Raw genomic sequence first — 22,403 nt, 5'->3', positions numbered from 1 at the left:
AAACATTTGTTTAATTAATTAGATTATCTTTTATTATAAAAATTTAAGTTTGAGGATGAATATTGCTAACCATTTATACATCATAAAAAACTGCAGTAATCTTACTGCAGTTTTTCATGGCATATTTTAGATTTACTCCGAAATTGTCACATTGTTTCCTTTGGTATGAGCATTCATCTGCGGTGCATAATAATTCTGCATCGTAGTAATTCCGTTGGAGAATTTTCCGGCTGCATTCGCTACAAAGTCATATTCGAATACATATTTTCCTTTCGGCATATATTCTATATAGAAATTGGTTGAAGCATCTTTTGTAGACTGATAATACCCCAAATTGTTTTTCCATTGGTAACCAGACAGCACATCTACAGGCTCAAATCCGGCAGCACGCATATCTTTAATGTGAATAAACTCCATAGGACGGTCGGTGTTCAGGATCATTCTTACGGTTACTTTATCTCCGATTTTTAAAGGGGTCTGCGGTGAAATCTTTTGCAATTCTTCTCCGTTTACTGTTTTTACTTTTTTGTACAGTTCTTTGGTAATGGAGATATAATTTTCTGATGATTTTATTTTATCCAGATCTTCATAATATTGCCAGAACAATCCACCCTGAACGATTCCTGGGCCTGGTTTTGTAACCGTAACCGTGGCTAAATTTTTATCTAGTACATCAGTTTTTACAGCGGATTTTACGTAACCCGTTGCCTGAGTCTGTGGTTTTAATTCTTTTCCACCCCAAACAATTGCTGCTTTATCACTTTCTGCACTCGTCCATGATTTTCCTGAATTTAAGATCGTGAAGATCACTTCCGAAGTTCCTCTTGAACTTCCCCATGAATTCACTTCTTTCTGGGTAATCAGCCAGATCTTCATCTCTTCAATGAATTTCTGATCGTTGGGTTTCAATTTATTGAAGGCTTCCAAAGCTCCTGCATGATTCACCACTTTTGAGCTGAACCAGCCCCAGTCATTAAAGTTCTGCTTCCAGTACACTCCCTGGGTTTTGGTATCTGTAGAAGTTTCTTTCAAGTAGTTCATCAGTTTATCAGAGGTTTCTTTCAATCCATAATCACTCATCAGCAAAGCGGCGCGGTGCAATCCGAAGAATGTGAAATCAGTTAATTTTGCTCCTTTTGCTTTTTGTTTTACCAAAGATTTCAGGGTTGCTCCTTTTCCTTTCAACGGATATTGTTTTTCCCAATAATTTCGGGTGTCAAGATATTCCAATGTCCAGTTATTCCAAACATTTTCTTTCTTCACATCCCAATATTTATCGATTTCATTATCCACGTATTTAATAAGCTTTCCTATCATTTCATTCTGAGCCGAAGTCTGATAGTCTTTCACATTATCTTTTAACCAAGTATTGATTTTCCCAAGATTTTTAAGAATATACAACGATACTCCATAAGAGCTTGGATATCCGGAATACCACGAGAAACCTCCGTCCGGATTCTGAAGCTTAACAAAATCATCCCAATCCTGATTGATTGAATTTCTCATTGTATTGGCATCAAAAAGCCTTGCCAGTTTCTGCATCTGCTCTTCTTCATTCTTACTTTCCAGTACCCAAGGTGTTTCTTCCAGTAACAATTGTTTCAATTCCTGATTTTTCTCAAGATTGGAATTCAATAATCCTTTGCTTTGGTATTCTTCAAAAACCGTTTTCATTTTTGGATTGGCTTTGAATATTTCCGAAGCCAGAACGTTTGCAAACCATTTATTGAACATCACATCCGCTGAGTTGTTCTGGTCATTTTTCAAGCTTGGAAGGGCAAACATGATCTCCCAGATCGGATTGGTAGTAAGCTCTAATGTATTGGCAACATTCGAAATGGTTGATGAATTGGCATTAGCAAGGTTATCCAATACAAACGTCTTAGTTTCTCCTTCTTTTACGAATACAGGAACGGCATCCGTAACCAGCATCCTGTTGGGTAATACGGCAATGGCCTGTTGTTCACCATCAGAGAAAGTTCCGGCTTTAGCAACCACTTTGATGATAATGGAGGAAACATTATTCGGAACTTTCAGTTTCCATGTTAAAGCTGTATTCCCGTTTTCATTCAAATCAAAATTCTGAGTTCCGGCATTGATCCCGAACTTTGAGGAAATATCTTCATTCGTAAAGGCATCCAGGATTTGTAAATTCGCTGAACCGTTAAGCTTTTTACTGCTTAAATTGGACAGTTTTGATTGTAAATTCAGCTCGTCACCTTCTCTCAGGAATCTTGGATAATTCGGGGTAACGGAAAATTCTTTCTGGGTTACTACCTCTTTTTCCAAGGTAGCGGCTCTTGCGTCTTTTGTGTGCGCAAGGAACATCAGCTTCCATTTCGTTAACGCTTCCGGAGAAGTAAATTCAAAATTCACATTTCCTTCAGCATCTGTTTTCAGATCGGGATAGAAGAATGCGGTTTCATTCAGGTTCTGACGAACGGGAACTTTTTCTAAAGCCTCCTGAGATTCTTCTTTATCACTTGCTGCGTCGTTTACATCTTCTGCAGCTACTTTCTTTGCTTTGGCTGTAGCATAGCCTCTTATCACTACACTATCAACACTTTTTTCAGCCACAGGTGCAGGCATGGATTCAACCTGTATGCCAGCTGCATTTCCTACTAAAGCCTGATTCAAAATATTCCCATCAAACCAATTAAAATAAGGTACTTCAAGATATTTTCTAGGGTAATACCGCTGTCTTTTCTGGTAATATTTCTGCGCCAGATATTCTCTAATGTCATACGAGGTAATGATCGAATAAGGAGCATACAGCTTCTGCCAGTCAAAAGTATTCACGGCAAACTGATCCAAAGACATATCATACATATTGGCCAACACTTCGGCATTGATTTTCTCTTTGTCGTTTCCAGAGATTTTTACCGACCATTTTTCCTTAGAATTTGGTTCCAGCTTATCCCGGAAAGTCACGGTTTCAATTTTCAATGGTTTTTCTGCATCTTTAATTTTTAGATTAACAGATTGTGTCTGAACATCATTATATGCCACCAATTGAAATTGAAGGTTCAGATATTCTACCGCTTTATCTTTAGGAACATCCACGGTATATTCCAATATTCCGTTTTTGAACGGATGTACTTCTGAAATGGTTTTTCCGGAACCATCCTGCACAAAAACATTTACCAAAGCCCCCGGAATGCCAGAATACACAAATACTTTAGCTTTTCCGCCTCTTGAAAACTCTTCTTTAGGCTCCAATACTGTTAAGAATGTTTTCTGAACAGGTTTTAAAGCTTTTTTATCCCAAACACTAAAGGTTTGAGAAGATTTTATCGTGTCTTTTCCTTCTATGTTATATAATTCCAGCTGATAATCTCCCGCTTCCAGCTTTCCAAGATCCAGAGTCTCTTCACTTCGCTTCTCTCCGTTCAGAATAACAGATGAAGCTTTCCAATTTTTCAACTCATCGTTTTTATCAAACCGGTCATGTGGAAACTTACTGATGAACTCATCTTTTGAAAATTTCGGCAGGTCCTGAACTGCAGATTGGAAGTTCTCTCTGAAAATCCTGTTTGGCGTTTCCAGTTTGGATAATTTAACCTGGTAGGATTTTTTCAGGTTTTGCTCGTTATAGTTTTTGGTTTCAACTTTCAGTTTTACATTGTCCTCGGCAAATACATTTTTGATTTCTTCTGCTTTAATATAATGAGAAACCGATGCCACTTTTAACTGAGTATCCGCAGATTGGGTTTCACCGTTGATATCCGTTACTGAAGCATTAATTTCATAATTATCAATCTGGATCCCGTCAAGCTTTTCATCTTTTTTAAGATCCAGACGGATCACAAATTCTCCTTTATCATTGGTTTTTGCCTCACCAAGAATGGAATTTTCATTATCATTTTCCTGAGGGTACCACCAGAAATATCTCCAACGGATATTACGTTTTTTGATTTCATAGTGTACCGTTGTATTGCTTAATGCAACTCCGGAAAACATCATGGCTTTCCCTTTTAATTCAATGACCTGTCCGTATTTGTATTCCTCTTTTACGGGTTCAAAAGTGACTTCAAATTTCGGCCTTTTGTATTCTTCGACTCTGATGTCTTTATACCCCTGTTCTGTTCCATCTGTTCTCAAATAATATACTCCGTTCAGCTTTCCTTTCGGAAGGGTGAAGCTTCCATGATAAGAACCGAATTCATTAGTCGTAAAACTTTGAGAAGATACCTCTTCACTATTCGCATCTAATAAAGTAATTTTCTGTTGTACCCCGGACACCACGGATTCAATCTCTTTATCTATTTTGGTATTGATGACTTTAAAATAAACGGTTTGGCCGGGTCTGTAAATTGCTCTGTCCGTAAAAACCTGAGCTTTTGTTCGGGATTGCTTATTCGGATCGTGGTTCTCATAATCATTGTCGCCATACATCTGCATGATCTGGAAATCATTGGTTTCAGACTGTTGGATCAGGAAAGTTCTGTAATAAGTTTTATTAGCTGTTTGCGGGAATTTAAAAACGCCTTTAGCATCTGTTTTACCATTGACTTTATTGATGGACCGACCATTGACGAATTCGTGAAAAATAAGATTTCCATTGGCAACAGGCTTTCCGTTTTCACTGTTGACCAGTTTTAATTCATTGGAAAGAGGTTTTCTGTCTGATTTGATCTGATAAATAACCTTGTTATTGGAAACCAGGAAATAAAAATTCTGGCTGGTAATATCTTCATTCTTTTCTGTTCCAACGGTATATTCAGCAAGATAAATTCCCGACGGAAGTGGTTTCATTTCCAAAGAAGTCTTATGAACCTGGTAATCTTTAGGATCAGGCAATTGGAATTCTTCTTTTCTTATAAGGTTCTTTTTGATCTTGGTATAAGTTTCTCTGTAAGAATTCTGTATATATTGTAAAAATGAAGCAATATCATCTTTTACCTCATAAATATTCAGAGAAAATTGAGAAGTATTCTTATATTCAGCTACCAGATGTATCGGCAGATTACTTTGGGTTTGCTGTTCGTATCTGATATTAAGGGTCGGATTCGTAATCTGGCTTTCTTTATTTTTGATGTTTTCGATGAAAGGGGATTTGGGATACTGGCTTTTTGTTTGTGCAGCCAGTGCCAAAGCTTCTTTTTCCTTTTTCTTTACAATCAGCTCGTTCATAATCTCTTCTATGATCACCACTTTATAATCCCCCTCTACATTAGATTTCTCAAGATTCTGCAGCTGTTCCAATCTATCTTTGCATTGGTTGAAACTACAGCTCTCCTGCAATTTCTGATGCATAAAATACAGCTTGGAATTCCCATTGTTCTGAGCAATCAGTTCATCAAAGGTCGTGTTGATCTCATTCCTGTTTTCTGTCAGTTCATTTTTTGTGAATAATTGGTTATCTGAAAGGAAGCTGATCTTTTTCAACGAGTACCATTCCCATAAAGTCGGGAAATATTCTATATCTTTTGTATTGGAAAAAACGTCTTCATATTTCTTTAAAGGAATCTTTTTCATTTCCTGTTTCTGCTGATCAAGTTCTTTGAAGCTTTTAGACAGGTAATTTTTAAAATCGAGCTTGCTCCAGGTTTCAATCTGTGAAAGATCCTGTGAATTCAGATTAGTTCTTCCATTGATTCTCCAGGAGTTCTGCTGATAATAATCCATGAAAAAGCTGTTCAGTAGTGCACTATATGCTAACTTTTCTTCTCCCTTCAATTGTTTTTCCACATTTTGAAGCTTACCGAAGAATTTTGAAGCCGAATCATTCTGATCATCATCCGAAGTCCGGTTCACAATACTGAATTCTGCTTTCAGAGAACGGATGAGCTGAAGTGAATTATTGTCTTTCATGGCATGGTTTTGTATGTCTAAAACAAGGGGAAGGTTAGATTTATACGCTCCTTTTTTACTATTCTCTGTTATTTTTTTCCACTGATCGTCATAATACTTCTGCCCGAAAACAGCAGAAAAACCCAGTAGGAACAGTAAAAGGATAAAAATCTTGGAAAATCTTTTCATAAATGTTATTTTTGATCAATGAACTTTTTAAAAATACTGAAAAAATCCGTTATAGACAGCCAACTTTATGTCTCTGTAATGGGAACTCTTTTTTCAGTTTTTTTCATGGAAGAGCAAAACACGTTCCGTTTCCCTACGGTATTTTTGATTTTGATCACTTATTTCAGCGGTTATCTCTATACAAAGTATCAGCACACGAAGCATTTTTTCAAAATTTTTATCCTTAATGTGGTTGCCGGATTAACCTGTGCGCTGCTGATTATTTACAATCATAATGAAATCCGGCTGATCAAATGGTTTATTATTGTCGTCTTGGGACTTCTCTATAATAGCTTTTTCCTTGATGTTTATATCCGGAAAATTCCTTTATTAAAAGTATTCTATGTAGGACTAGTTTGGGGACTGGTCAATTCCTGGCTTACTCTGCCTCAATTCAATCTTCCTATTTTTTTCATCAGCTTTTTTTTCATCACCGCTTTGGTTCTTCCTTTTGACATCCGGGATATGAAAAAGGATACAGTACAGACTTTTCCCCGGATGATCGGTATTCAGAATACAAAACACATTGCTTATATTCTTGTTTTTATCAGTAATATCCTGGCCATTTTTTACCTGAAATATGATTATGCTCTTGCTTTTTTTCTAACCAGTATCGTTACTTATATCCTCATTTATTTCTCCGAAAATGAAAGGGATGATGCTTATTTTTCTTTCGGAGTTGAAAGCTGTTCCGCACTTCCTTTTTTATTTTTAGGAATAATGAAGTATTTTTGACGAATGATTATCAAGAAGCTTTCCCTGTACAATTTCAAGAACCACTCTGAGAAAAAGTTTGAGTTTTCTCCGCAGATCAATTGTTTTGTGGGGAATAACGGTGCCGGAAAGACGAATATTCTGGATGCACTGCACTACTTATCTGTTGGAAAAAGCTTTTTAGGAAATACCGATTTTAATAACATCAAGAAAGATGAAGATTTCTTCACCATTGATGCTGAAATTCTGAATGAAGAAAGCGAAGACATCATCAAAATTTCTCAACCCAAAGAAGCAAAGAAGATCATTAAAAAAAATGATAAGAACTATGACAGGATAGCGGATCATATCGGTTATCTGCCGAGTGTGATGATCTCTCCTTATGACTCCAATCTGATTTCCGATTCTGGAGAAAGCCGGAGAAAGTTTCTGGATTCCATGATTTCCCAAACTGACTCTGAATACCTTTTTGACCTGATCCAATACCAAAAAACAATCCAGCAAAGAAATGCCTTATTAAAATATTTTGCCAAAAACCGTGTCTTTGATAAAGATTCTTTAGAAATTTATGACGACCCTATTATTAAATTTGGGACTAAAATTTTTGAAAAAAGAAAGGATTTTGTCACTCAGCTTAATCCGATTGTACAAAACTTTTATCATATTATTTCAGGCGGAAAAGAAACGGTTTCCGTGATCTATGAATCGCATTTGCTTGAAAATTCTTTTGGAAATTTATTGATGGAAAGCTTGGAGAGAGACCGAATGCTGACTTACACTTCCAAAGGAATTCATAAAGATGATCTGCTTTTTGAAATGGATCATATTTTAATCAAGAAAGTGGGTTCCCAAGGACAGCAGAAATCATTTCTGATTTCCCTGAAGCTCGCTCAGATGAGCCTGGTAAAAGAATTAACCGGAAAAACGCCTATTCTTTTATTAGATGATATTTTTGATAAGCTCGACGACTACAGGGTTTCCCAACTGATCGAACTGGTGAATCAGGAAAATTTCGGACAGATCTTTATTACAGACACACATAAAGAGCGTACGGAGAGTGTGGTGAAGAAAATCAATGAAGAAAGCATCATTTTTGAGATATGAAACAGAAGAAAAAACGCGAATATCAATCCTCAGAATTGGTGAAGTCTTTTGCCAAAATCTATGGCTTTGAAGATAAGCTTGTGGCCTTCGAAATTAAAGATTTTCTGGAAGAGTATCTTGATGAAAGTCTTTTTAACGAGATTAAAAGCGTTAATATCCAAAATAAGATAATCTTTATTAGCATTGGCTCTCCTTTGCTAAAAAACGATTTTAAAATGCGCAAAAGCTTTTATCTGAAAAAATTCCAGGACAAATTCGGCATTGAGAAGTTTATTGATCTTCAGATTTTGTAGGTAACGTACTATTCATCAAATCATCTGCCTTTTTATCCAATCTTGAACGAATCGGAAGGAAGAACTTCAGAGGATGTTTAATGAAATACCTGAAAATTTCTTTATAAATCTCACTTACCTGTCCAAAGTTCAGCTTTCTTGATCTGAATGCCAAGAACATTGACAGGGTAAAACTGACTAAAAAATTGAAAAAACCGATTACAAAAACCGTAATAAAAGATAACCAGAAGGTATAAGCATCTACCGTAAAGTCTTTCCCATACAATCCCAATGCAAAGTTTCCTGCCGCAAAGGTGATATGACGAATATCCAGGTCAAGTCCCAAAAACAGACCTACGGGAGCGGTAGCACCCAGAAAAACCCCAAACCAGAAGTTGGACACAATTCCAGGCCAGTTCTTAGCATAGTATTTTGAGAGACCTTTGGCAAATCTGATTCCGAAAAACTTTCTGATGGAAAGGTTTTTGGCTATTCTTTCAGGAATTTGATAGAACACTGAATTGTTTCCTATGTTTCCGGAAATAATCCCGGAAATAAATAAATAAAATCCGGCAATACTGGCATGCAGAATTGCTTTAGATCTGAAAGGATCAAGATCTTTAAGCAGCTTATCCGCTTTGTCTACCGCAAGATTTTGTGAGAAAAAAACATCGAGTCCGTAAATGATCGCCAATGCGACCGGAAAAGAAAGCAATACGTTTCCGACAAAGGCAATAAACTGGCTTCTGAAAAGTTTTGAAACAAGGTGGGCAAATTCTGTATTATTTCTTATATTATTTTCACCTTCGGACAATACTTTAGTCATTGTCGCTGCCGTCATGGCGGGCTGTTTTGTCGCCAGCGTGAATCCCATCAGGTAAATCATGATAAATCCCATTGCATAGTTCATGGAATACATAAACGCGTGAGAAAAGTCACTCCCCGGAACATATCCGTAAAGCATCTTCAATACACATAATGCTCCAACAATGATTCCTCCACCACTTGCTTTATAGAACATTTTCAGATATTCTTTTCTCGTAGAGGTGATGTAATGCGTTCCTGTTTCAGCCGTATGATTGGTGATGAGATGGGAAATCAGTCTTGTACTGTCATTAACGAGCTCTGAAATGTTATTTTTATGCGATTTATAGCTCAGCACATTAAAAATCAACTGCTTGGAATTAATCATCAAATCCTCTTCACGATCAATCACCAAAAGATTTACAATGTCATAAATCCTTTGGATCTGTTGCTGGATTTTGAGAAGCGATTGATTAATCTTCCCTGAAATCCCATATTGGGATGAATTTTTAAATGCTATATTAACGAATTCCAGACATTGCTCGATATAGATCTTAATCTGCTTATATCGGCTATCTTTAGAGTGTAGCTGAAGATCGGGATCATTTTCCAGCTCCTCTGTGAGCGCCTCCAGTTCATTTTGCAGGGCTATGAAAGGATTATCAAAGTTTCTGTATTCCGGAGCCATCCTCACAACTTCCACTTCCATAGCCATTCCTGTAACCCGCCAGGAGAGAATGTTCATGGCAAACAGCATTTCTTTTTTCACCCTGGTTTCTTTGATGAAATCAGCAGCATCGAGCATTCTTAAGAATTCGTCGATTTCGTTTTCAGGAAGATTATGAAGGAATTTCAGATCTTTTTTAGGCCGAAGACTGACATTATCAATCATATACCAGACTGTGTTTTCATTTTCCACAGGAGGTAAAACCGTATTAAGAATTCTTTTTTTAAGTTCGGGAATAAAGGCGTTTTCTGAAAGGATATTGGCCTCCGTTAAAGACAAATTGAAAGGTTTTCCATTAAAAATATTATGGATATAATACTTAAAATGTTCCTGAAAAACCGGATTGCTTTTGAAGAAATTAAGAACATCTGTAAAATCAGTTCTCTTTACAGCCTCCAAAAATTCGGCAAACGGTTCTAAAGAAAGGGTTTCGTTCTTAAAAGAAAAGTATTTTTTAAGAACAGCCTGATAGTCTTTTGTACCGGAATTTAGAAATTTCATTGGTACAAAGATACTATTTCAAACTTACATTCCTCATTTGTCTCATGATCCAGTTGTGTTTTCTGTTTAAGTAAGCCGATGGGTTTTTAGGATCATATTTTTTAGGATTGGGCAATACAGCGGCAATCCAGGCTGCTTCTGAACGGGAAAGATTATTGGAAGATTTTCCGAAATAATATTGAGCTGCTGCTTCCACTCCGAAGACGCCCTGCCCCATTTCAATGGAATTCAGATATCTTTCAAGGATGATATCTTTCCCCCAGATTTTTTCTATGATGAAGGTATAAACGGCTTCCAGACCTTTACGGAACCAGCTTCTGCCCTGCCAAAGGAAAACATTTTTGGCGGTCTGCTGGGAAATGGTACTTCCGCCACGGATTTTTTTGCCTTTTTCGTTATGCTTCATCGCTTTTTCAATGGCGGTATAATCGAACCCGTCGTGAATGAAAAATTTCTGATCTTCGGAAGCAATGACTGCTTTTTTCACATTATCTCCCATTTCGTCATAGGAAATATAATCACGGTGTAATTTTCCGTATTTGAAAAGGCCTCCGATCTGTGTAATCGTGATGGGCGGATTGAAGAATCTTCCCCAGATGATAAATACGACATTCAGTATCAGAACGATCAACAGAATTTGCTTGATTTTTTTCCACATAACTTTTTAATAGGCACTGCAAAAATAAACAAATCCTCTGAGTTATTGCAATTCTTTCATGTAAGTCAGCTGGTAATCGGGCAGTAATTCCGGATGGAAAATCTTAATATAATCTTTAAGAATAAGATCTGATCTCACTACTCCGCTTTCAAAGAAATCATTGGCTTTTTGAATTTCCCTTCCGGTGATCACATATATTTTCCCGTTATTGAAAACATCCAGCTTACTGTAAAGCGGATTCATGCTCAACATTTCTTTTTTGGAAACATGGTTTCCTGCATTTACCCAATATTGTACTCCTGCAGATTTAGCGTACACTTCTTCAAAATTCATGGTCATGGCTTTTTCTTCAGTATTGTTTTTCAGAATATATTCGGCATTGGCATCTGAAATATAGTGGGCTGTAGTGGTTCTACCCCCCGGAAGATACCATATATCTCCATACATGATATTGGCCAGTACAACAGGTCTGGCTTTGGCCTTTAAAGCCAACTGCTTCAACTCTTTATAATTCTTTTCAACTTCGTCATACTTTGTTTCCGCTTCCTTATTTTTTCCCAATAACTTTCCAAAAAGTCGGATATAGGCTGTTCTTTCAAGAGGATTCTGCTCCATATATTCGTCCAGGAAAATCACTTTGATCCCATTGTTTTTCAATAACTGGTAGGTATTGTCGAAGCTGGCAACATAATTGGTAAAAACGGCATCGGGTTTCAGGGAGATAATTTTTTCCACCTCATATTTCTGCTCATTTCCTACATTCTGAATTTTACCCTGCTTTAGTAAATTCTGAATTTTATCAGAATAGATATATTCCGGACTTGAAACTCCGGCAATCAGATTTTCTGCACCCAATTCGGTAATATAGCCCGCCATACTTGCATTGAGAAGGATAATTTTTTTGAAAGGAACCTGATCTGATTTAAAATCATACGTGAAATTCCCTGATTTCAGTTGCAGAGCCCCCCTTTCTTCTTTGTATTGCAGTCGTGTGGAAATTAAAGTCCAATCTGATGATGATATTTTTTGTTCTCTTTTACAGGAGATTAAGACTAAAAAGGTAAATAATAGTAAAATTCTTGATTTCATCTTTCAAAGAAAGTAAAAAAGTGCTATATTTGCAAACCTAAAACAGGGTGCATAGCTCAATTGGATAGAGCGTCAGATTACGGCTCTGAAGGTTGGGGGTTCGACTCCTCCTGCGCTCACCATGACGCCATTATAGGTCAAATAGTGCCTAATGGCGTCATTTTTCTTTATAACACTGGGCTTACCGGTATTTTTGCAATTTTATTTATTTTATTCTATTCCATAAAACAAATACATTTATGTGAAATTCAAATATTAATATAATATAAAACAAAAAGATGGATATTCTAAAATCATCCACCTTTAAGATGTAATAAAGCCAATTTTTTCTTACTGAAAGCTTAAGTAACTATTTTTTAAACAAAGCTTTTTTAAGTGCGAGCGCACCTTGCTGAGAGGAAAACTTCACCGCTTCAATATGATCAAGAGGATTCAACAAGCTATAATCATGAATAAATCCATTATAGGTCTCGATAGTAGTCGGAACACCCGCTTCATCTAACTTTCTTGCATATGCCAAGCCTTCATCGAATAGGATATCGTTTTCAGCCAACTGAACCAGTGCTGGAGGAAGGCCTTTAAGTTTTTCTAAGGGTGCATTGAATGGGGTAGCATAATATTCCTTACGTTTTTCGGTATCAGGAAGATAATTATTCCACATCCATTTCATTAACGGAGCTGTAAGGAATCGTTCTTCCGCATATTTTTGCCAGGATTCACGCGTAAAATCCGCATCAGTAACAGGCCACAGTAATAACTGAAATTTTATTTCCGGGCCACCTTTATCTTTAGCCATCAGACAAAGAACCGCCGTCATATTTCCCCCGACACTGTTTCCGGCAGCTGCCATATTTTTGCCATCGACGCCAATTTCAGTTCCATTTTCTGAGACCCATTTAGTAGCTGCATAAATTTGATTAATCGCTACAGGGTACTGCGCTTCCGGCGAGGGGGTGTAATCGGTAAAAACAGCTGCCGCTCCGCTATGGACCACTAAATCACGTACCAATCGTCTATGGGTTGGGTAATCACCCAATACCCATCCACCACCATGTGTAAACATAAATACCGGAAGGTTTTCAGTAGAGGCATTAGCAGGTTTTATGATATGAATATTGACCGTGATCCCATCCTGGGTAATCTCTCTTTCTTCTTCAATAATTCCTGAATAATCTACTTCAACAGAATTTTGTGCATCAACCAAAACCTGCCTGGCTTCCTGTGGAGTTAGTGTTTCCAATGGTTTGCCACCACTATTATTCAAACCCTTCAAAAATTCTCTAATCCCTGAAAGTATTTGTGGATCGTTTTCAGCTTTAATGTTGTTTGCCATAATTGAAATTTTAATGATTAATGTATGAGTAATAACCTTATTAGGTTATCAAAATTTATATTTTTTCCAGCTGCTCAACAACTACTTTTGCCATTTCTTTTGAGCTGAACGGATTTTGGCCCGTTATCAAATTTCCATCAACAACTACATTGGAGGTCATAGGGATAAAAGCTTTTTTTAAATTGGCACCCCGCTCTTTAATGGCAGCTTCAAGATTGAACGGTACTTCCCGTTTTCTTCTGGCAATAGTTTCCTCAAACCAGTCAAATCCGGTCATTGATTTATTTTCAATCATATACTCACCATTGCTAAGCCTCACATTTAGCAATCCACCTACTCCATGACAGATTGCAGCGACCATTTTCCCGTGTTCGTATTGTTGGCTGATGATTTCTTTAATATTTTCATCTTCTGGAAAATCATACATGGTAGCATGTCCTCCGGCAAGATATACACAATCAAAAGATTCATTACTTACTTCATTGAGATTTTTTGAATGGTTCAGTTCTTCCATAAATAATGGATCTTCATAATATTCTTTTGATATTTTATCAAGAACAAGCGGTTTCAGACTTTCAGGATCAATAGGTACATGACCGCCCTTTGGACTCGCTATTGTTATATTCCATTTTTTCTCCTTGGCCTTATGGTAAATATGGGTCAGCTCACTGAGCCATAATCCAGTTGGCAGACCGCTTGCATATTTATCGACATTGGTAACTATTAATAAAAGCTTTTTCATGGATCACTTATTTGACTACCATAAAATTCGCAATATTGGATGATTTGGAAGTAGCTTAATTACAGGAATTAGTAACCGAATCTCTGTATTTCAACTTTTATGTTAAAAGCGACATGATTAATTTAATGATGATCTGAATTCCATTGGAGAAAGTGATGTTCGGCTTTTAAAAAGACGATGAAATGATTGCGGATGTTCAAATCCCAGCTGATAGGCAATTTCAGAGACTGACATTGAAGTAGTAGAGAGAAACTCTTTTGCTTTTTCGATCAACCTGTTCTGGATATGCTGCTGCGTGGTCTGTCCTGTTTGCACTCTTAACATATCGCTCAAATAATTTGCACTTAAGTGTAATTGATCAGCAATGAAGTGAACTGAGGGGATACCGTTAATGGCTAACTTATCATTTTTGAAATAATCATCCAATAATAGCTCCAACTTGGAAAGAAGGTCACTATTCACTTTCTTTCTGGTCAAAAATTGGCGGTTGTAATAACGGTCACAATATTTTAACAGGAGATCAAGGTTAGAAACAAGTAGATCTTGTGTAAAGGAATCCATGTTGATATCAATTTCCTGTTCAACATTCGCTATGATATCAAAAATGGTTTTCTCTTCTTTTTCAGAAAGATGCAAAGCTTCATTAGCTGTATAGGAAAAATAACCGTATTCTTTAATGTCGGATGCCAGACCATAACCATGGAGGAAATCCGGATGTACCACCAGGACAAACCCTCTTACTTTATTAAGCAGTATATCATCAAACTGTAGAACCTGATGTGGGGCAATAAAGTACATAACACCTTCATCAAAATCATAATATTGCTGGCCATATCTGCATTTTCCGCCTGCACAGTCTTTTTTTAAAGCAATAACATAAAAATCGGTAGTTATCGCACTAAGTATAGTCTCCGGTTCCAGTTTAACATCATCAAAATTAAATACACTGATCAGCGGATTAGCGGGTTTCTTTAACCCCAAGAACTGATGAAGTGTACTTATTGATGATACTTTTTCCGGAGTTTTCATATGCTGATTTTCAGATTTATACATGACTAATTTACTTAATTATTTTGTTTCCTGAAAGCTGTTCATCTTTAATGATACTGATTCCCTGCTTATATGATGTGACCTGAAAATCCGGAAATTTCTTTCTGAATTTTGAATCGTCAAATATATTGTCATGTTCATACCTGGGAAGAAGCTCCAGTAATTCCTTTACACTTTTGTTGAAAAATGAGCCTATTTTGAACATCAATTTTGGGACAACAGAATATTTTAAGTCTCTGCTGTAAATTCCCGATGCCATTCGGATAAACTCTTTATAGGTAGGATGGCTCTTATCTACCGGCAGATGCCATGTCTGACCAAATGCGTCAGGGGTATTCCCAATCAAAGCAGTAGCTCGGCTTGCATCAGGAGTCCAGATCAGGCTTCTTTTTTCATTTGCGCTCAAGGGAACCTTCAGCTTTTTACCTTCTTTTATATTGTTAAAAATCAAGGTATTGGTAATACTCTGCGTTTTGCCGGGACCGTAAAATTCCGGGGCACGGCAGATCACCGCTTCAAGTTCACCGGATTCAATTTCCTTCAACACCATTTCAGCCATTTTTCTTCTGACTCTTCCTTTTCTTCCTACGGGTGAAAATGCAGTTTCTTCTGTCAATATGCGATCATCTTGAGGATACATATAAGTGTTGTCAAAAAACACGAGTTTTGTATGGTTGATCTTACAGGCTTCAATTACATTACGAAGGATCAGCGGAAACTGTTTCTCCCAGAGATCAGAACTGATCGGAAGGCCCAATGTGAAATAGGCAATTTCACTGCCTTTTATAGCTTCAATTGCTTTTTCACGAATGGATAGATCCGCAGAAAAAACCTCGTCCGTATCATTTACTTTTTTCGCATCCCTGCTGACAATTCGTATAGATGAAGTAAAATTTCTTTTAAGTTCTCTTGCGAGCTCTTCGCCAATCTGGCCGTTAGCTCCTAATATCGTTTGCATATCTTTTGCTGTTTTAAATTACAAAGTTCAGTAATCATCCTAAAAGCAGAGTATCTGAATTAACGAAAGTTGTAACATAATCTCTGTTACATTACCTTTTTCAGCCAATGCATTTTTTTATCTGTATAAGGAGGGTATTTCCAGTCCGGTTCACCCCAGGTTGTTTTTTCAATGACTGATTTCTGGTGGGAGAATGTAAGAAAGCCGAACTCACCGTGGTAGTTTCCAATTCCGGAATTCCCGATACCTCCAAAAGGGAGATAATCACTGGTAATGTGCATCAGTGTGTCATTGATGCATCCACCACCAAAAGAAACGAGTTTTAAAAGCTTATCTTTTTCTTCTCCATTATGACTAAATAAATAAGCAGCCAATGGTTTTTCACCTTCTATAATTTTATGAAGAACATCATCATAATGGCTGTAGGATATAACAGGTAAAACAGGACCAAATATTTCTTCCTGCATTACCGGATCTTCCCAGGTTACATTATCCATGATGGTAGGTTCAATGTAAAGAGAATCAGCATTAAATTTCCCTCCATAAACCACTTTTGAATGATCAACTAGGCCAAGGATACGATCAAAATTACGTTTATTGATTATACTGGTATAATGCTCCGCACCATCAGAATAATTAATTTCCTGGAGTTTTTCTTTGATCAAACTAAGAAATTTGGGTTTTACGGATTCTTCTACCAATAGATAATCGGGCGCAATACAGGTTTGTCCTCCATTTAGGAATTTTCCCCAGACCAGCCTTTTGGCAGCAACTTCAAGGTCTGCACTTTTAGTTACTATGGCGGGTGATTTTCCACCAAGCTCTAACGTAACAGGAACCAGATTTTTTGCTGCGGCCTCGTAAACAATCTGTCCCACTTTTGGACTTCCTGTGAAAAATATTTTATCAAACCGAAGCTTCAAAAGTTCTGTTGTTTCCAGAATGCCTCCTTTTATGACATGTAGGTAGTTTGAAGGGAAATTCTCATTGATAACATCCGCTAACACATGCATTGTATTTTCCGGAAGTTCGCTGGGTTTTATGATGCACGTGTTTCCGGCTGCAATGGCACTCACCATAGGGCTTAAAGTCAGCTGATAAGGATAATTCCATGCCCCAATGACTAGTGTAACGCCTAAGGGGTCATAATGGATATAACTCTTTCCGGGCTGTAAACTGAGTGCTGTTTTGACTTTTTTAGGTTTACTCAGCTTGTTTAAGTTTTTCAGGAAAAAATCTATTTCATTATACACCAGATTGAGTTCTGTAAGAAAGGTATCAAATTTTCCCTTACGAAAATCTTTATAGATCGCTTCATAAAGTTGATCTTCCTTTGCTTTCAAAAGATTCTTTAGCTTTAAGAGGTTTTCCTTACGAAATGCAATGTTTTTTGTTTGGTGTGAATTAAAAAACTCTTTTTGTGACTGAAATATTCTTGCAAAATCCATGGTAATTGCCTTTTAATTTTAAACCTATTTCTTTGTGTTATCAGTTGGTTCAGGAGTGTATAATGCGGCCTGAAATTCAGGTTGATAATCATAGCGCATTAATTTCCCTAAATCCAATGATTTGATGAATGCAGATAATGGACCATCGGTAAGCTTAAGTTCAATGTCTTCTTTATTTTTACTACTGGCTTTTTTCAGCGCTCGCACATCAGTATAGCCATGGGTTAATTTTCTGCTTTTATCCAGGTTGATAAAATTGGAACGAACGATTTCAGGTTCTATGGTCTCTATATCTAATTTCTTTCCTTCCATCGAAAAATCCGGTTTACCTGATCCATCATAAAAAGTAAAGATCATAGAATCTCCTTTGTCACTATAATCAATTGGGATCAACCATTTCGGTAGGTTGTAACCAACTACTCCCCGGACTCTAGCCAGCTCTGTATCTACAGGAAGTTTTAAAACATATCCCCACAGGCTTTTGTTTTTTACTTCCCGGAGCAAAGAAAAGACGCCCCAGTTTCCCGCATCGGGTTTGGTCGTAACAATAGAAATCGATAACTCATTATATGAATCATTATCACAATAATGATAGGCATAAGCTGTTATGGCAATCAGTCCTCGTCCCGGGGTAATTGAAATCGGTTTTACAATATCACGAACTTCTTCCGGAATCAGCTTTTTCAAAGTTTTCATATCGGCGGTATAGATTGCCGTGATACTGCTGTTGCTGTAATAAAAATTCGGAGAATAAGTTGTAAATCCAACGTCCTTTTTTTCTTTCTGGATAGTTTTAAACCAGCTGAGATCGATCTCCGGTCTTTCTTTTTCAATAACAGATAATGGTGGATTTGAACGGAAACGATCATAAAGTCCACCCTTTAGCACAGGAACCTGATGGCCTGCAAGATCAATTATTGTCTGTTCAGGTTTGATAGTGTCCATAATGATTTGATTTTTTTGGTTTACAATTATCGTATTTGAATCAAAATATTTTTGGTATGCAGCATCGCTCCCAAAGGTGCCTGCTATTACTTGTGAATAAATTCCAACCAGCCCTGCTGTTGTCAATATTTTAAAAATGTTCATACTTTTTATTTTCTATGACAAAGTTCCGAACTATGAACACAACAGGAGTAACTAGATTAGGGTAAGTTGTAACAGAATCTCTGTTTTTCTTTAACAAGTATGGACTCAACTCGAAAGGTTCGGAAAAAAGAAAATACAAAGAATCAAAAGCACATTTCTTTTTATATGCTAAGCTGAAATTCGGAATAAATCAACTCCAATCTAGAATGGGGCTTTAAATATGATTGGATGCTCTCCTAATTGAAGAAAATCTCCTTAAATCTGATAACAAAAGGTTCGAGTTTTGTACCAGGAGGTTCACAAAAAAACTCACAAATAATTGTGAGTTTTTTGTTTATATTCGTTTCATAACAGCTAACAGCTATTAATAGATTTATTTACCTATTTCATACAAGAGCTCTTCGATCTGTTCAATTGTTCTTTTGTACAATATAATCAATGCCAATTTAAGTGTTTAAATACACCACCCAAATCGCAGGAAATTGAATTTGGACCATGTTTTAGGATAAAAACTATAATGTCCTTTATTTAATCTGATTTGGTGAAATACTTTCCTGCGGTTGGCTGGTCTATGTATGACAGATTATTTTTTGTGTTTTTTTATTCTGTCAACTAAAGCTCACCGGCTAGCTAAAATCTGTGATTCATTTATTCAGATTCATCAAATTCGTACTGAAGATCATCCTCCGTAATAATCGTATTTAATGTGCCGTAAGGGTCTTGTTCTCCTACTTCTGCAAGGACTTTAGATTCCTGAATTAATTTTCCTTCAGGACTAAAAAGTTTTATCAGCACCCATTTTCCGCTGCGCTCAAGTTCCTTTATACCATGTTCAGATTTATATTTAATTTTTCCGCTTTGAAGAACGCCCTCTTTTACAACTGCTTTATTGACAGCTTTTCCTTTAGCATACTGTACAATCTGTGCCGTGAAACCACTTGCCTGGTCTACTGGTTGGCTATAGGTATATGCAACAGCTCCATTTTCATCATAAACAGTAGAATTATATATAGTCTGGTCTGCATTGATCTTTGTTTCTGTCTTTAATTTTTCATCCTCCCTGAAAGATTTGGAATGCGCCAGAACACCGTCTTTATAATGCTGTTCAATAAGCCCCTCGTAAAGCGTCCCATTATATGGCATATCATCTTTATAAGTCACTGCTCCTTTGGGTTTTCCATCCGGATAGTAATATCTGATCTCCTGGGTCATTTCATCTTTTAATACCTGTTCGGAAGATAAATTCCCATCTTCATCAAAATACTTCTTCAAAACTGCATATCCATTTTTATAAGTATTAATAGCGCTAAAACCAGAAAAATCATAATTGAATTGATAATCTTCACCGTCTATCGGCTTGTAAAAATCAGTGTCTTTATCATAAGTGTAGGTAAGGTTGCCTATTTGCTTGCCCGTTTCGTCATAGGTTCTTTTGTAGCCGTCTTTTTTGTTTTTCTTTTCTTCCTGCAGAATTCCGCCTTTTTTGGAGTAAATTATACTTTCTGCCACTATTCCGTCTTTATTTTGCTTTTCAATTCTGGCAACCTTCATCGGATTCTGATAATATTCTACTGTTATATGGTCTGAACTGCCGGAACTGTTTGCTCCAAGATATTTTCCTTTTTCACCATAAAATTTAGTTTCATATGACCCTTTGGTGTTGTCAACTACAATTTCATAGCGTATCCCTTTTATATCTTCGTCATAAATCACCGATTTAAAAATATCGGGAGTTTCATGGGTGGTAACCGTGTTATTATAAGACATTTCTTCCGGATCCTTATAGTTGTAAGTTTTTCCTGTAAAAGTGCCGTCCGATTTATAAACCAGATCCTCTAAAACTCTTCCCTGTTCATCAAAGGTCTTAGCCGGTCCAACCTGATTGCCTCCGGAGAATGTTCCCATCGTCAATACTTTGCCTTCAGGATTGTACCATGTAACCTTACCTTCAAAAATCTCACTGCCCGGCGTAGCATCTGAAGCGAGACCTTCCATTTGAAGCGTTCCGTTTTTATAAAAGTCTCTGATTAATGTGAGTTTTCCTTTGTTCTCTGTTTCACGATAATATTCCATTTTGCTCTGGGTTGTTTTTTCCCAATTTTCATCAAAATAGATTTTTTCCTGTGCACCCGCGTGAATACTTATGATCAGGGCGAGAATCGCTGATGTAAATAATTTTTTCATGTTTTTAAAGTTTAGGTTTACGAAAAGGCCATTAAGAAAGGCTTATCTGTGTTGTTTTAGTGCGCTTTCATGCTTAGATTCTTTTCATGCACTTCATACAATTTAATTATTGGTATTTCTTGTATTATATATTTCTTCGTCATTTGTGTTTTTTAAAGAAATATATGAGGCAAATTTGAGGAAAACCGCTCTTTTAGAAAATCCCTGATTTCAGCTAATTTTGCTGATTGAAGGAGAAATGCAATTTGGCTGAAACCAGGGATTGAAAAATCTAATGAGAATAACGATTTTTGGAGAAGCTCATCTTGGCGGTATATATTGTCACATTATTTAAAATTGAATACGAAATATAACCCGGGAGAAATCGCAAAGTAATAAATTTGCCTGCTTTTATCGCCTAAAAAATGTTGATTAATTTTTTTTCTTTTTTTCGTTTTACCATTATCTTTCTATGCCTTGTCTTAGCAGGTCCTGGTGCATCGGCTCAGCAACTCGCCAACAGCCTGGAACAGCAATACAAAAAATACAAACCGGGAAGCACCCAGCGAATGCTGATAACCGGAAAGTACGCACAAGCCCTTTTCTCTAATAAACATGAGAATAAAGCTTTTGCCATTTTAAATGAAAACATTGCTTACGCCAAGAAAGAAACGGACGGAAAATATGCTGCTTATTTGTATACTATTGCGGCCATCAATTACAGACTGTTGGGCAATATTAAAGGCTGTGAAAATGCTTCCAGACTTGCCCAATTCTACGAATTAAAAACAAAAGATCAGGAAACCAAAGGGTATGTAGCCTATGGACTGGGCTGGATCTATGCCCGTAATAATAAAGAAGCCGAAGCAGTTCGTTATTTTTTAAAAGCCTTATCGTTCTATGAAAAAGCGGCCCATTCTGAAAGTTTAAATAACAGGAAAGCATCCGTATACCGTGAGCTCAACAGTATTTATGCGGATTGGAATGAATATGAGCTACAGGAAAAATACAGCAAGTTATCATTGGACATTGCTTTGCGGCAAAACGATCCGATGAATTTATTTGAAGCTTATATGGCCATGGGATATATGTATGAAAAACGTTTTGAATCTACTGATAATAAAAACTTTATCCGCAATGCAGAATCATACTACATCAAAGCGGTGGATACTTATAAGGCTAATAAGTCACGTATGCCGATTCCTTCCAATCTTTCTTTTGTGGCCATAAATCTGGCTAATTTGTATTTAAATTATTTTCCTGAATCCTACAAAGATAAAGCGCTGTATTATGCCAATTTAGCTAAAAACCAGGCTATTGCTACAGAAAATCACAACCATGTAGCCTCCGCAAACGGCCTCCTGGCTGAAATAGCTTTACAGAATGGAAATAATGAAGAAGCGAAAAAACATCTGATAACAGCACTTTCGGAATCAGAATATGATGATGTTACCGATCCGCAGATTAAGCTGTCAATTTTTGAAAATCTTTCCCAACTCTTTCAAAATGAAAATAACTTTAAAGACGCCATATTTTATCAAAAAAAATATATAGAAACTTTTAAAGACATTTATGATCAAAAAAATGCAGCCCTGGGTAAAAAACTGGAGGTTCAATATGAAAGGGAAAAGCAAAAGCAGCAATTACTCCGCTTACAGTTAGCATCTCAAAAGCAGGAACAGCAGCTTAAGGAAATGAGCTGGCAAAGTCTACAACAGGCTCAGCAATTG

Annotated in this window: 14 protein-coding genes, 1 tRNA gene and 1 pseudogene; 5 read left to right on the top strand and 11 right to left on the bottom strand. The window is 36.8% G+C overall.

Features of this window, described 5'->3' with window-relative positions; all coding sequences use genetic code 11:
* Positions 1–132: 132 nt before the first annotated feature.
* Positions 133–5,982, bottom strand: coding sequence for an alpha-2-macroglobulin family protein (locus tag ACGHIN_RS10785; RefSeq protein WP_390453274.1), 5,850 nt, complete (start codon positions 5,980–5,982; stop codon positions 133–135).
* Positions 5,983–6,000: 18 nt separating this feature from the next.
* Here ACGHIN_RS10785 and ACGHIN_RS10780 point away from each other — a divergent pair, with 18 nt between their 5' ends.
* Genes ACGHIN_RS10780 through ACGHIN_RS10770 form a run of 3 tightly spaced genes read left to right on the top strand, consistent with a single transcriptional unit; the run spans position 6,001 to position 8,132 of the window.
* Entirely contained in the window at positions 6,001–6,756 is a 756-nt protein-coding gene (locus ACGHIN_RS10780; protein ID WP_390453272.1) for a UbiA prenyltransferase family protein, read from the top strand.
* A gap of 3 nt (positions 6,757–6,759) precedes the next feature.
* Positions 6,760–7,839 (top strand): DNA replication/repair protein RecF, encoded by a 1,080-nt coding sequence (recF, locus tag ACGHIN_RS10775; protein ID WP_390453271.1) that lies wholly within the window; start codon positions 6,760–6,762, stop codon positions 7,837–7,839.
* Entirely contained in the window at positions 7,836–8,132 is a 297-nt protein-coding gene (locus ACGHIN_RS10770; protein ID WP_390453269.1) for a hypothetical protein, read from the top strand. The genes recF and ACGHIN_RS10770 overlap by 4 nt, the downstream gene beginning before the upstream one ends.
* On the opposite strand, the gene ACGHIN_RS10765 is transcribed toward ACGHIN_RS10770, so the two are convergent.
* From ACGHIN_RS10765 to ACGHIN_RS10755, 3 genes are read right to left on the bottom strand one after another with little or no spacing between them, the layout of a single operon-like run.
* Entirely contained in the window at positions 8,110–10,143 is a 2,034-nt protein-coding gene (locus ACGHIN_RS10765) for a recombinase (protein WP_390453267.1), read from the bottom strand. The genes ACGHIN_RS10770 and ACGHIN_RS10765 overlap by 23 nt on opposite strands.
* 13 nt (positions 10,144–10,156) lie before the next feature.
* Positions 10,157–10,801, bottom strand: coding sequence for a monofunctional biosynthetic peptidoglycan transglycosylase (mtgA, locus tag ACGHIN_RS10760; RefSeq protein ID WP_390453266.1), 645 nt, complete (start codon positions 10,799–10,801; stop codon positions 10,157–10,159).
* Between the two features lie 42 nt (positions 10,802–10,843).
* On the bottom strand, positions 10,844–11,890 hold the full coding sequence (locus ACGHIN_RS10755) for an ABC transporter substrate-binding protein (RefSeq protein WP_390453264.1): 1,047 nt from the start codon (positions 11,888–11,890) through the stop codon (positions 10,844–10,846).
* A 45-nt stretch (positions 11,891–11,935) separates the two neighbouring features.
* Here ACGHIN_RS10755 and ACGHIN_RS10750 point away from each other — a divergent pair.
* A tRNA-Arg gene (locus ACGHIN_RS10750) sits at positions 11,936–12,012 on the top strand.
* Between the two features lie 227 nt (positions 12,013–12,239).
* Here the strand turns inward: ACGHIN_RS10750 and ACGHIN_RS10745 are convergent.
* The 7 genes from ACGHIN_RS10745 to ACGHIN_RS10715 form a co-directional block, all read right to left on the bottom strand.
* Complete coding sequence (locus tag ACGHIN_RS10745; RefSeq protein ID WP_390453263.1) at positions 12,240–13,223, bottom strand: alpha/beta hydrolase; 984 nt, start codon at positions 13,221–13,223, stop codon at positions 12,240–12,242.
* Positions 13,224–13,278: 55 nt separating this feature from the next.
* Complete coding sequence (locus ACGHIN_RS10740; protein ID WP_390453261.1) at positions 13,279–13,965, bottom strand: type 1 glutamine amidotransferase domain-containing protein; 687 nt, start codon at positions 13,963–13,965, stop codon at positions 13,279–13,281.
* A gap of 117 nt (positions 13,966–14,082) precedes the next feature.
* Entirely contained in the window at positions 14,083–14,994 is a 912-nt protein-coding gene (locus tag ACGHIN_RS10735) for a helix-turn-helix domain-containing protein (RefSeq protein WP_390453260.1), read from the bottom strand.
* 31 nt (positions 14,995–15,025) lie between these two features.
* Positions 15,026–15,973 (bottom strand): NAD-dependent epimerase/dehydratase family protein, encoded by a 948-nt coding sequence (locus ACGHIN_RS10730; protein ID WP_390453258.1) that lies wholly within the window; start codon positions 15,971–15,973, stop codon positions 15,026–15,028.
* A gap of 86 nt (positions 15,974–16,059) precedes the next feature.
* Entirely contained in the window at positions 16,060–17,421 is a 1,362-nt protein-coding gene (locus ACGHIN_RS10725; protein WP_390453257.1) for an aldehyde dehydrogenase family protein, read from the bottom strand.
* Positions 17,422–17,445: 24 nt separating this feature from the next.
* Positions 17,446–18,366 (bottom strand): acetoacetate decarboxylase (ADC), encoded by a 921-nt coding sequence (locus ACGHIN_RS10720; protein ID WP_390453255.1) that lies wholly within the window; start codon positions 18,364–18,366, stop codon positions 17,446–17,448.
* Positions 18,367–19,158: 792 nt separating this feature from the next.
* Positions 19,159–20,694 (bottom strand): toxin-antitoxin system YwqK family antitoxin, encoded by a 1,536-nt coding sequence (locus tag ACGHIN_RS10715; RefSeq protein WP_390453253.1) that lies wholly within the window; start codon positions 20,692–20,694, stop codon positions 19,159–19,161.
* A 404-nt stretch (positions 20,695–21,098) separates the two neighbouring features.
* Here ACGHIN_RS10715 and ACGHIN_RS10710 point away from each other — a divergent pair.
* A pseudogene (locus tag ACGHIN_RS10710) lies at positions 21,099–22,403 on the top strand (sensor histidine kinase); the annotation flags it as partial.

The organism is Chryseobacterium barbadense (assembly GCF_042849955.1).
GTDB lineage: Bacteria > Bacteroidota > Bacteroidia > Flavobacteriales > Weeksellaceae > Chryseobacterium.
The sequence above is the reverse complement of the archived record's forward strand: the minus strand, read 5'-3'. Positions and strand labels throughout refer to the sequence as shown.